The sequence below is a fragment of the Hydrangea phyllody phytoplasma genome (assembly GCF_036985185.1).
In the GTDB taxonomy this organism is placed as follows: domain Bacteria; phylum Bacillota_I; class Bacilli_A; order Acholeplasmatales; family Acholeplasmataceae; genus Phytoplasma; species Phytoplasma asteris.
The window spans coordinates 148,046-160,399 of sequence record NZ_BSDA01000001.1 but is presented as its reverse complement, the minus strand read 5'-3'; the positions used below and the strand labels follow the sequence as shown (position 1 = coordinate 160,399).

At 27.8% G+C, this 12,354-nt stretch carries 12 protein-coding genes and 1 other RNA gene; 12 read left to right on the top strand and 1 reads right to left on the bottom strand.

All coding sequences use genetic code 11. The annotated features are described in order from the left end of the window. Positions 1-124: 124 nt before the first annotated feature. From AACP42_RS00850 to rnpB, 8 genes are all read left to right on the top strand, one after another. Positions 125-448, top strand: coding sequence for a hypothetical protein (locus AACP42_RS00850; RefSeq protein WP_212509237.1), 324 nt, complete (start codon positions 125-127; stop codon positions 446-448). A 200-nt stretch (positions 449-648) separates the two neighbouring features. Beyond that, positions 649-1,575, top strand: coding sequence for a rhodanese-related sulfurtransferase (locus AACP42_RS00845; protein ID WP_212509238.1), 927 nt, complete (start codon positions 649-651; stop codon positions 1,573-1,575). A 183-nt stretch (positions 1,576-1,758) separates the two neighbouring features. Beyond that, positions 1,759-2,067: a 50S ribosomal protein L21 gene (rplU, locus tag AACP42_RS00840; protein ID WP_212775384.1), complete on the top strand. Its 309-nt coding sequence runs from the start codon at positions 1,759-1,761 to the stop codon at positions 2,065-2,067. A gap of 5 nt (positions 2,068-2,072) precedes the next feature. After that, entirely contained in the window at positions 2,073-2,408 is a 336-nt protein-coding gene (locus AACP42_RS00835) for a ribosomal-processing cysteine protease Prp (RefSeq protein ID WP_034172006.1), read from the top strand. Between the two features lies 1 nt (position 2,409). Continuing rightward, positions 2,410-2,688, top strand: coding sequence for a 50S ribosomal protein L27 (gene rpmA / locus AACP42_RS00830; RefSeq protein ID WP_011160463.1), 279 nt, complete (start codon positions 2,410-2,412; stop codon positions 2,686-2,688). Positions 2,689-2,723: 35 nt separating this feature from the next. Then, the gene (obgE, locus tag AACP42_RS00825; protein WP_212775383.1) at positions 2,724-3,983 is read left to right on the top strand and encodes a GTPase ObgE; all 1,260 of its coding nucleotides are present in this window, start codon (positions 2,724-2,726) and stop codon (positions 3,981-3,983) included. A 342-nt stretch (positions 3,984-4,325) separates the two neighbouring features. Further along, the gene (locus AACP42_RS00820; RefSeq protein ID WP_212775382.1) at positions 4,326-4,841 is read left to right on the top strand and encodes a Panacea domain-containing protein; all 516 of its coding nucleotides are present in this window, start codon (positions 4,326-4,328) and stop codon (positions 4,839-4,841) included. A gap of 95 nt (positions 4,842-4,936) precedes the next feature. Then, an RNA gene (gene rnpB, locus AACP42_RS00815) (RNase P RNA component class B) lies at positions 4,937-5,308 on the top strand. A 286-nt stretch (positions 5,309-5,594) separates the two neighbouring features. Here the strand turns inward: rnpB and AACP42_RS00810 are convergent. Continuing rightward, positions 5,595-6,500, bottom strand: a complete 906-nt coding sequence (locus AACP42_RS00810; RefSeq protein WP_249402810.1) for a hypothetical protein — start codon at positions 6,498-6,500, stop codon at positions 5,595-5,597. 1,399 nt (positions 6,501-7,899) lie between these two features. Here AACP42_RS00810 and AACP42_RS00805 point away from each other — a divergent pair. The 4 genes from AACP42_RS00805 (at position 7,900) to AACP42_RS00790 (ending at position 12,090) form a co-directional block, all read left to right on the top strand. Next, the gene (locus tag AACP42_RS00805; protein WP_212775380.1) at positions 7,900-9,045 is read left to right on the top strand and encodes a metal ABC transporter solute-binding protein, Zn/Mn family; all 1,146 of its coding nucleotides are present in this window, start codon (positions 7,900-7,902) and stop codon (positions 9,043-9,045) included. A gap of 30 nt (positions 9,046-9,075) precedes the next feature. Then, a complete protein-coding gene (locus AACP42_RS00800) occupies positions 9,076-9,840 on the top strand; it encodes a metal ABC transporter ATP-binding protein (protein ID WP_212775379.1) in 765 nt (254 codons plus the stop codon). A 91-nt stretch (positions 9,841-9,931) separates the two neighbouring features. Then, a complete protein-coding gene (locus AACP42_RS00795; protein ID WP_212775378.1) occupies positions 9,932-10,996 on the top strand; it encodes a metal ABC transporter permease in 1,065 nt (354 codons plus the stop codon). Next, positions 10,996-12,090 carry a metal ABC transporter permease gene (locus AACP42_RS00790; RefSeq protein WP_212775377.1) on the top strand — a complete coding sequence of 365 codons (1,095 nt, stop codon included), beginning with the start codon at positions 10,996-10,998 and terminating at the stop codon, positions 12,088-12,090. Before AACP42_RS00795 ends, AACP42_RS00790 begins: the two co-directional genes overlap by 1 nt. The last annotated feature ends 264 nt before the right edge of the window (positions 12,091-12,354 follow it).

Sequence of the window (12,354 nt, the reverse complement as noted above, 5' to 3'; positions counted from 1 at the left end):
GCATTTTTTATTGGTAAAACAAAAGCCACTAACAAAACCTTTACTATTTTTTTCACCATTTTCAAAGGCAACCTCAAAAATTTATTACTTTCATCTTCAAAAATAATTGTGAGGTAATATCAATATGCAAATTAAAAACATTTATTTACGACCCCACAATTCTCAAACTTTTCCTCAACAAATAAAAACCTATATCAAAACCAATATTAATCCATCTTTTTGGGGTTTTGTATCTAATTATCCTTGTTATAATTCCGAGACTATCCAAACTTATCCTTGTCTTTTGTGCCGTATTAAAGATGCTTCTTCAGATTTATTAGGAGTCTTTTTTGATGGTGGCACAAGGACTGCAAGTTTCAAAGGCGAAATAAAATATAGTTTAGATGATTTAAAACAAATGTTAAATGGTGCTCAAAATATGTATATTTTTTGGAAAGAACGCTCCTAAAATTTATTTTATAATCTTTAATATTTATTAGAGTTTAAGATTTGCTCCATAAAAATCTTAAATAAAAAATTATAAATGAAGCCAAAAACATTAATCATTCATTGTTTCAAATTCCTAACAATTTATTTTAATAATAAAATAAAGTCCAAATTAATCAGATTTTGCATGCAATCTCAATTGAAAAGAGGCATAATTATTTTATGACACAAACTTCTAACTCCCAATACTTAGTTATTTTATATTATCAATATGCTCCAATAAAAGACCCTCAAACTTTTAGAGACCAACATTTTAAATATTGTGAATCTCTAGGACTTTTAGGACGTATTATCGTTGCCCAAGAAGGTATAAACGGTACTTTGTCAGGTCTAGAAGAACAAATACATAAATACATGGATCAACTAAAACAAGATCCTCGTTTTTGCAACACCGTTTTTAAAATGGAAACTGTAGAGGCACACGTTTTCCCGCGTCTTTCTATTAAAGTTAAGCCCGAATTGGTTAATTTGAGTCTTCAAGAAAACTTTGATCTTACTAAAGACAAAGGTGCTTATTTAGCTCCTCAAGAATTTTTGCAAGCCTTGCAAGAAAAAGATACTTTAATTCTTGATGCTCGTAATGACTATGAATATGATTTAGGACACTTCAGAAATGCAGTTAATCCCAATATTAAACATTTTCGTGATTTGCCAAATTGGGTCAAACAAAACACCCATTTATTAAAAGATAAAAAAATCGTAACTTATTGTACTGGTGGTGTACGTTGTGAAAAATTTAGCACTTTCTTAAAAAAAGAAGGTTTCGATGATGTCTATCAATTAGAAGGAGGCATCATTTCTTATGGCAAACACCCCGAAACTCAAGGTGCTTTGTGGGATGGTCAAATGTATGTCTTTGATCAAAGAATAGCAGTCCCTGTTAATCAAAAAGAACATGTTATCGTTGGTAAAGACTATTTTGATGGCACTCCTTGTGAACGCTATATTAATTGCTCTAATCCTCAATGCAACAAACAAATTTTGTGCCACGAACATAGCGAACACAAATATTTAGGAGCTTGCAGTGATAAATGTAGCAACCATCCGCAAAATAGATATCTCAAAAAGAACAATAATCCAAACTCATAACAAAAAAAAACACTCATATTTTAATAAGATATGTTATAATAATGTATGATTATTGTATTTTTTTGGTTTGGCTGCAATACCCAATTAAAAAAATATAAAAACCATTGTTTTTAAACAATTAATTATTATCAGATCCAATAAATTATCCAAGATAATTTGCAATTTTTGCAAGGAGGAAAGAAAATGTTTGCAATCATCAAAACTGGGGGAAAACAATTCCGTGTTTCTGAAGGACAAGAAATTTATGTTGAAAAACTAAATGTTGAGCCAGAAACAACTTATCAATTTCAAGAAGTTTTAGCTGTTGGTGGCTCCAATCCTGTTTTAGGCACCCCTTTTGTTAAAGACGCTAAAGTAACAGCTCAAGTAATCAAGCACCACCGCGCTAAAAAAATTATTGTGTTTAAGTATAAAAAACGTAAAAAATATCGTTGTAAACAAGGACACAGACAATCCTATACTAAACTTTTGATTACTAAAATCACTGTTTAAAAACTATGATTCGCTATTGTTTTTACAAAGAACAAAAAAAAATTACTAGTATTCAAGTTTGGGGGCACGCTTTATATGCTCCTAAAGGTTTTGATATTGTGTGTGCTTCGGTTTCTACTGCTATTATTGTAACTTTAAATGCTTTAGAAAAACTTCAATTCCAAACAGATATTACCTATAATCTACAAGATAAGTTGTTTGAATTAGAAGTGAAAACCACCCAAAATACTGTTCTTTTTACTTTGCTAGATAATTTAGAATACACTATCTGCAATTTAGCCAAACAATATCCCAATAATTTTAAAAAAATATCTCAAATTCAAACAAGAAAGAGGTTATAACATGTTATTGCAATTACAAATCCAGTTATTTGCTTCTAAAAAAGGAGCAGGTTCTACTCGAAACGGTAGAGATTCTCATTCCAAAAGATTAGGTGCTAAACTTTCTGACGGTCAATTTGCCAAAGCAGGCGCTATTATTTATCGTCAAAGAGGAACCAAAATTCACCCTGGTTTTAATGTTGGTAGAGGTGGAGATGACACTTTATTTGCTAAAATGAGTGGCATTATTAAATTTGAAAAAAAGCATGGTCGTAAAAAAGTTTCTGTTTATCTGCAATAATTTTTTTATGCATTTAATGAAAGCAGGTATTTAGTTTGCATTTTGTTGACGAAGCCTTTAATGAAGTTTTTGCTGGCAATGGTGGTCATGGCATCGTTGCTTTTAGAAGAGAAAAATATGTAGCTTTTGGAGGACCTGCTGGTGGCAATGGTGGCAACGGCGGGTCTGTTATTTTTGTAGGCGACAAAGACGAGACTACCTTATTAAAATTAAAATATCAAAAACATCTTAAAGCACCACATGGAATAAATGGCAAAAATAAAGGTCAAAATGGAGCCAACGCCCCTCATCTTTATGTTAAAGTTCCTTTGGGGACAGTTTTTTATACTGCTGATAACAAGTTTTTAGGAGAGATTTTATACGATCAACAAACCTTAGTTATTGCTAAAGGCGGCAAAGGCGGCAAAGGTAATAAAGCATTAGCTACTTTTAAAAATCAAGCTCCAAGTTATGCTGAAAAAGGTGATTTAGGTGAAAGTTTTAAAATCAAAACAGAACTTAAAGTTTTAGCTGATATTGGTTTATTAGGTTTTCCAAGTGTTGGTAAATCCTCTCTTATTTCTGCTATTTCCAAAGCCCAACCCAAAGTTGCTTCCTATCCTTTTACCACAATTAAACCTCATTTAGGAGTTGTTGAAGTAGATGGTTTTAGTTTTATAGTTGCTGACCTACCAGGACTAATTGCCAATGCTCATTTAGGTTGTGGTATGGGAATTCAATTTTTAAAACATATTGAAAGATGTCGTGTTTTAGTTCATATTTTAAGTATGGAAAGTGCCAATCCTTACCAAGATTTCCAAACTTTAAATCAAGAATTAAGTCAATACAATCCCCAATTATTACTTAAAAAACAAATTATTGTTACCAATAAAATGGATTTACCTGATGCTTTGCAAAAACTTACTCTTTTAAAACAACAAATCAAAGACCAACCAATTATCCCTCTTTCTTTAGTTTCTTTTGATAATTTAGAGACCTTAAAATATGAAATGAGCTCTCTTTTGCAAAATACTCCCTTAGAAGTTACTCCAAACAAAAACAACGAATTTAAATTATACACCCTTCCTGATAATCAAAATACTATTTCTGTTATTAAAGAAAGTGATTCTGTTTTTGTTGTGTCTGGTAAGCAAGTAGAAACTTTTTTTCATCGTACTGATTTTAACAATGAAGAAGCTGTAAAAAGATTTAATAGAATATTGAAAAAAATAGGAATGGAAGAACAATTACAAAAACAAGGAGCCAAACCAGGAGATCAAGTTAAAATTTTTGATCGTTTGTTTGATTTTTTATAATTTGGTAATTATAACATAAAGAAATTATATTTTTGCTCCATAAAAAAATGCTAAATCACCCCCCTTATTATTTAAAAATATTTTTCTTACACTTCATAACCTCCCATTATAAATCTTTTTTGCCCCCAAAACTAAATAAACAAATGCAAGATCTTAATATAAGATCTTTTTTATTACCCAAAACCAACAAAAACAACATACAAAGCAAATAAAACAACATACCACCCCTTTAAACAACCCAAATTTTACTTTCCCCAGTAAAAAATATAACCTAATTCATCAAAATTGAGTTATAATAAAATAAAAAGCAAAAACAAATACTTAAAACAAAAGGACTAAATCATGAATTTTGTAACTAGAAATACTAGAATTTATATATCTGATTGTGCTAATTATATTATTAAAAGAATTGATGTTAATCATATGAAACTCCAAAAGCTACTTTACTATTCTTATGCTGCTTATTTAGTTAAATATAAAGAATCTTTGGCTGTTAATCTAGTAGAAGCATGGCAAAAAGGACCTGTTTTTAAAAGATTATATCAAAAACTTAAACATTATGACAAAGACAAAATTATTAAAGAGCCTGTTTCTCAAACTTGTGAAAGTAAATTAAATTGGGAAAGAAAACAAGTAATGGATTTCATTATTTCCAAATATGGATGGGTAGATTCAGGATCTTTGATGAGGCAATCCATGAGAGAAGCTCCCTTTGATAATTATTTTGAAGAAACTCCAATGTATCATTTTCCCAAAACCTGTTATATTCCTGATGAGGCAATATATCATTATTTTAAAGATTCTAGTAATTGGTATGTTTTTCCTAAATATTGTCCTACTTGTTTACAAAGGATGTAAAATATTGTGGATTGTTAAATAAAATTAATAAAATATCTACAAACATAATTTAAAGATTGCATTTTACTTTAATGTTTGATACAATAAAAGAGGTCAATGGAAGTGGCTGAGGTTTAAAATAAGTATTTTAAGCTTAGGAAAGTCCATGTTAGCACATGCTGCGATTGCATGTAGTGTTTGTGTCTAAGGAATTAATAACTTAGAGTACTGTAAAAAGTAACGGCGTTTTTTAGCTCTAAGGATTGCAATAATTACATTATTTTAATCTATGAGATAAAAACTGAAAGTGTCACAGAGACGAGTTAATTAGAAATAATTAAGTGAAACGCGATAAACCCCTCAAGCTAACAACCCAAAATAATGGTAGGGGCATGCAAAGCGATTAAATGAAATTAGTTTTGCACTACTTATTAGTAGAAGATAAATAGCCACACTTGTTTAACAAGAACAGAACATGGCTTATGCACATTGACCTTTTTTATTAAATTATTTAAAAATCAATAAAGATTATTTGCTTGCTATTATATTTATTATTTGGTATATCTATATTTTGGCAAGAATTATAATTAATGTTATTTATATTATTTATTTATAATTATTGTATTTTATTTGTTTTTAAGTAATTTAAAAATTATTTGTTCCCCCTTTATAAACAAAAAAGCCAAACTGTAAAGTTTGGCTTTCGTTGTCTTTATGCTTTTCATATTGTGATATTTCTTAAAAGATATTAAATAAGTAAAGATAGCAATTTATTTATTTTTGATGTTTGATTTTATAAATTAAAATTAGTAAAAAAGCAACTATTAGACCAGTTATAATTATTATAATTGTATAAAAAATTATTGAATTTGTTGTAGTAGTTTTAGTTGTTGAAGCTGCATTTGTTTCTTGTTGATAGTTAATTTCTAGTTCCATTTCGCTTTCATATTCGTGATATTGGTCTTCTTTTGCTAAATCGTATTCTATTTTACAAAAATTATTACTGCCATCTTTGTTTTTGCTAAATTGAAAATCTTTAGGTAAAAATTTATTTTGAAGTTGAGGATTTTTTTGCCAAATAGATTCACATATTAATTGCTTTCTTTGTTCATCAGTAATATTAGGTGTTATTTGTATTGTTCCTAAATGGGCATTTGTAATAATGTCCTCCAAGTTTATCGTTTTTTTAGTAAAATTAAATTCTATTTTATTTCCCAATATATCTTCAATTTGAAAACTGCCTTGCCATTGCATTTCTTCCGATTCATATTTTTCTTCTAATTGTTCGCTTGCTATTTCAAAATCATCGCTTTGTATTTGGATGTTTGATTCTTTATTTATTTCTTTAAGTATGCCATTTAAAGCAATTATAATATCTTCTTTGGTTAATTGATTATTTTGTTTATAATAACTAAAATCATTGATTGTTCTTTTTTTTAGGGGAAATAATTGTTCGAAATTTTTGGGATTCTTTAAATTTTTTAAAGGCAGATTATTTATTATTTGGGGTTTTTGTTGTGTGTTATTTGCATTTTTTTCAACCCCTACTCCATTTTCCTTTTCTTGGATGTTTTCTAGTTGTTGTTGTTTTCCAGCATAAATACTAATTTGATTGCAAAAATGTATGCCCAATAAAATCATGAATAAAATTAAAGTAAAGTATTTGGGAAACAAACGCATAATTGCTTTGCTTTGGATTTGCATATTACAAATATTTTACTTTTCTATAAATATTAAAGGGTTTCAAAAATAACCCCATTAAAATATTACAGTATAATTATATTTTTTGTGCAACATTTGTATTTATCACATTTTATTATTGTGCCTTTTTCAACAACTTTGCATCCTTTAATTTTATTTTACGCCCCCCAAATAAAAAAATTTGAATTAAAATATTGTGCCAAAAGTTATTTTTTTGTTTTTTTATGTTTAATTTTAACAATTTTATATTATAATATAAATATAATTATTTAAATATTTTGATTCTTAATTTCTAAACTCTTACTTATCTTAGATTTAAAATATTCAAAAGCAACTACTAACTTTATAAATTATTTATTTCTAATTTTATTAATTTTGTTAATTTTTCACAAATCACATATTAGCAAAACAAACAAGATAATAAATTAACTATATTTATTCTTTATTTTTAATTATATACAATTTACATAATGGATATATTTCTATTTTGCAATTCCTTTCAAACTCAAACCCAAAAATTATTTTTTTGCAATTGATTTTCACAAAATAAAATCTTATTTGTATAATAATTTATATAATCCCCAATATATTTAATCATTAATTAAATTATTTTTATAATATGTTTGCAATGTTTTGGAAAATAATAAGCATATTTTCTAAGTTTATTATTGTGTTAATAGCCTCTTTTATTTAATTCTTAGCCATAATTTTATCATTTTTCGCAACAAACACCACCAACAACAAATTAGCGTTAATTGTAATTTAGATTTTGTTAATTATTGTAAGTTTTATCAATTTTGCACCCTAAAGCCATATTTGTATCTTTTTTTAATAACTTTGGCACTAAATTATTATATTTGCAACATTTCCCTTAACACCTTAATTTAGTTTTTGTACCCCCCTTTTTTTATATTTATTCAGGGTCATTTATACGAGGTATTACAAAACCATTTCAAAAACACTTGCATAATATTTTGCATTAATTTATATTAAGATATAATAAATATCTTTAAAGTTTTAGTTTTTTCATAATGTAAATATGAAACACATTTTAAAAAATGAAATTATAAGTAATAAACTTATTTTAAAATATAAAATAAAAACATTTTATTACTAAAATTAACCCAAACCACCCCCCCAAATAACAAATTAGCCCTCATTATAATTAAATATTTTTGCTACTTTATTACAAATGTATAGCCATAACTGTATCAAAATTGAAATTTTTAATGATGGATTTTACAAAGAAATTCCAAAACCACTAATTTATAATTGCATATCATTAGATATTTTTTATAACATCGTTTTTTACCTCACAAAATAGTTCCATTTTAGATCATTTTAAATCAATTCAGAAAGGCAAAAGGAGACCATAATTATGGATTTTTTTATTAAACACAAACAAAAAATAATCATTTTTCTTTTGGCAACAATAACAACGCTGATTTTGTCTATTCCTTTTTTATCTTTGACAAAAACCAATAATGCCAAAACTGCTTCAAAAGATTTACAAATAGTAACGACTACTACCATGTTAAAAGATTTAGTCAGGCATTTAGTTGGTGATGTGGCAGAAGAAGAACAAAACGAATATCAAAAAATTGAAGGTATTCAAGTTGATTCTTTGATGGGAGTAGGAATTGATCCGCACAATTACAAAACCAAATTATCAGATCGCAAAAAAATTAAAGAAGCTGATTTAGTTGTGATTAATGGACTGCATTTGGAAGCTAAAATGGCAGAAGCCTTCCCGCTTTTAACGAATAATTCCTTTACCGCAGTGCAGTTAGATGAAACGCATACCAAAGTTATAAATCAAGAAGGTAAAGAGGAGGAACACATTAAAGAAGAAAATATTAAGCGAGATGAAGATACTCATGGACCAGATCCTCATATTTGGTTTGATATAGATCTTTGGATTAAAGTTTTAAAACAATTAAAATACAAATTAAAAACAGTATTGGGGAAAGACCTACGTTTTATCCAAAGGGATATTGCTAATTTAGAAAATAATTGCGACAAATATGCACGAAAATTAAAATTATTAGATACATATGTAGGCAAGAAATTTAACGAATTAAAAGGACAATTTTCTTCTCAAGGCAAAACATTTATTTTAGTTACTGCCCATGATGCTTTTTCTTATTTAGCTAGAAAATATGATTTTGAATTAAGTCCAATTCAAGGAATTTCTACTCAAACAGAAGCCAGTATCAGCGATATTGAAGAATTAGCTAATAAACTGGTTGAAAACCAAGTAAAAGCTATTTTTGTAGAAAGTGCTTTTCCAGAAGGAACGCTTGATTCTATTAAAGAATCTGTAAAAAGTAAAGGTCATAATATTAAAAAAAGTGATGAAGAATTATACGCTGATGCTTTGGGTTCAGAAAGCGAAGAGCCAATAGAATTTGAAGCCGACAAAGATAAAGACGGGAATTCCAAACCAACAAAATACAAACATTCCACCTATATTGGAGCTTTATTACACAACATTCACACAATAGAAAAAGAATTAAAACAATAACAACAATAACAAAGAAATAAGGAGATTATAATGAAAAAAAAAATAGCCATTAAAATTAGAGATCTAACTGTAGCTTATCATCTAAAACCAGTTTTGTGGGATATTGATTTAGATATTTATCAAAGCTCTTTGACAGCTATTTTGGGTCCTAATGGTGCTGGAAAATCTACTTTAATTAAAACTATTTTAGAATTGATTCCCAAAGTTTCTGGAGAAGTTTTATTTTATAATCAAAAATATGGACAAGTAAGAAAAAAAATTTCCTACGTGCCACAAAGAAATTCAGTTGATTGGGATTTTCCAACTACTGTGTTTGATGTTGTTTTGATGGGCCGCTACGGACATTTAGGATGGTTTAAAAAACCAACTGCTAAAGATAAAGAAATAGTAATGCAATCTTTGGAAAAAACAGGAATGCAAGACCTTAAGGACCGTCAAATATCTGAACTTTCAGGCGGACAACAACAAAGAATTTTTTTAGCTCGTGCCTTAGCTCAACAAGGAGATATTTATTTTATGGACGAGCCTTTTCAAGGAGTTGATATCCAAACAGAAAAAAAAATTATCCAAGTTTTAAAAGATTTGCAAAAAGAAAATAAAACCATTATTGTAGTGCACCATGATTTAGAAACAGTGACTCAATATTTTGATCATGTAGTTTTGGTAAACGTACAAAAAATTGCAAGTGGTACTACGGATGAAGTTTTTAACCAAACTAATTTAACTAAAACTTTTCAAAATAAACAATTAAAAACAGACATCCATAATTTGCAAACCCCCAAAACAACTAAATAAAAAGAACCAAAATAAATAATCAAATTAAATATAAATGATTAAAATAAATAATCATATAATAAAATAACCAATAAATAAGAAAGGATGAAATATGTTTGCTTTAGAATTTAATTATACTGTTGTTAAAGTGCTTTTAGCAGCTAGTTTTTTAGGATTTACATCAGGTATTTTAGGTGTTTTTATTATCCTGAAAAAACAAGCCTTAATTGGAGATGCTCTTTCTCATACCGCTTTGCCAGGAATTGCCTTAGTTTATTTTTTTGCTCGTAGTACAGATATTTGGGTTTTGTGGCTGGGTGCTATTCTTGCCTCGTTTGTTACTTTGCTTTTGATGGAACTTATTAAAAAATATTCCAAAATTAAATCAGATACAGTCTTATCGTTAGTGCTTGCTTCTTTTTTTGGTCTTGGCAACGTTTTGATTGCCATTGCTCAAAATACTGGTGAGGATAACAAAATAGCTACTTTGGAAAAATTTATCTTAGGGCAAATTGCTTTAGTAACTGAACTAGATATGATTTCTACTGGCATTATGGCTTTAATTACTTTAGTTGTGGTAGTTGGCTTGTGGAAAGAATTCAAAATTTATATTTTTGATGATAAGTTTGCCCAAAGTGTAGGATTTAACACTAAAATTATGACTTTTATTCTTAATTTCTTATTAATTGGAGTAGTAGTTATTAGTTTAAAAATTATTGGTATTATTTTGACAAGTGCCTTTTTAATTATGCCAGGAGTAATTGCTCGTCAATTTAGTGATAGATTTGTTACTAATGTTATTGTTGCTTCCATTGTTACTTTCTTTTCTAGTTTAATTGGAGTTTTTATAAGCAATAGTGTACAAGATATGCCAACAGGACCAATTATTATTGTTATTACTACTTTATTTATTGCTTTGTCCTTGCTATTTTCTCCTAAATATGGAGTTATTAGTAGATATGTGCAAAAAATTAAATATCAAAAAAAGATTAAAAAATTTCGTCAACTTATTCATCTTTATTACGAACAAGAAGAAACTCATACTTTGAGTTTGCCAATAATTCAAATAGAAAGTTTTTTATGGAAGGAAAAATATTTAATGTTACAAAATCAAAAAGCCCAATTAACACCTAAAGGAATTAAATTAGTTGAAAATTTAATTGATGGTATTGTTTAATGATAAGTTTTATAAATAATGTTGTTGGTGGCTTTGAACTAGATGTTTTTTTAGTTATTTTATTTTGTTCTTTGACTTTGGCTAGTTTAGGAGTTTTTTTAGTATTGAAAAAGTCTTCTATGGTAGTTGATGCTATGAGTCATAGTGTTTTATTAGGAATAGTTGTAGCTTTTTTAGTAGTTAAAAATCTTAATTCCCCTCTTTTAATTATGGGAGCTGCTTTAGTAGGTGTGCTTACATCTTATATGGTAGAACTTTTAGGCAAACATTCTAAAGTTACCAAAGATGCTTCTATTGGGATTGTGTTTACTTTTTTCTTTTCGGTAGCAATTATTTTGATAAGTCTTTATACAAGACACGAACATTTAGATACTGATGCTGTTTTTTTAGGCAATATTGAACTTACCCACATTAAACAACTCAAAAAAATTATTCCTCTTTTATGTCTTAATTTGTTGTTTGTGCTTTTCTTTTATAAAGAATTAAAAATCTATATTTTCGACCCTACTCTTGCTGTAATCCTCGGATTTTCAACTAATTTAATTAATTATTTATTGATGTTTTTAGTTTCTATGACAGCTGTTATTTCTTTTGATGTAGTTGGTTCTATTATGGTAATTTCTTGTATGATTGGACCTGCTGCTACATCTCTTTTAGTTACTAAGAATCTATATAATAGCTTTTTGCTTTCTTTATGGCTTGCATTTGTGAATTCTAGTCTTGGTTATTATTTGGCAATTGGACTTAATTTACCAGTATCAGGATTAATTGCTTTTATGAATTTAGTGAACTTTTTGCTCTTTTTCTTCTTAGCCCCTAAAACTGGAATTGTTGCCAAAATGATTAAAAATAATTTGCAAAAAAAAGAATTTATGATTATTTCTTTACTAATGCATCTCAAAAATCATCAAGATCAATTACAAAAAAACCATTTTCAAGAGATTTATAAAGATCTAAAATGGTCTTTATCTCGTTATAATAAATGTCTTAATAATGCTTTAAAAAAAGGCTATATTCAAATAAAGCAAAATCAAGTAATACTAAATGATTCAGGAAACTATATTTTAGAAGAAAAAATTGCTCTTTGGATATAAAAACCTACACCCAACAAACAACTTCAATAAAGTGGGCTTTATCATATTTATAATGAGTTTTATCATATTGAAAGAATTTTAAAACACTTAAATAAAAAAAATTAACCCTTTGCTAAGGTATTTTTTTAGCTTACCAACATCACAAATTTGCTTTTGTTTTATAAAATTAAGTTATAATAAATAAGGTAGCATTTATAAGCATATAGAAATTAGGAACAACACTTTCCTATTTTATATCAACACTTTATATCACCAAAAACATCA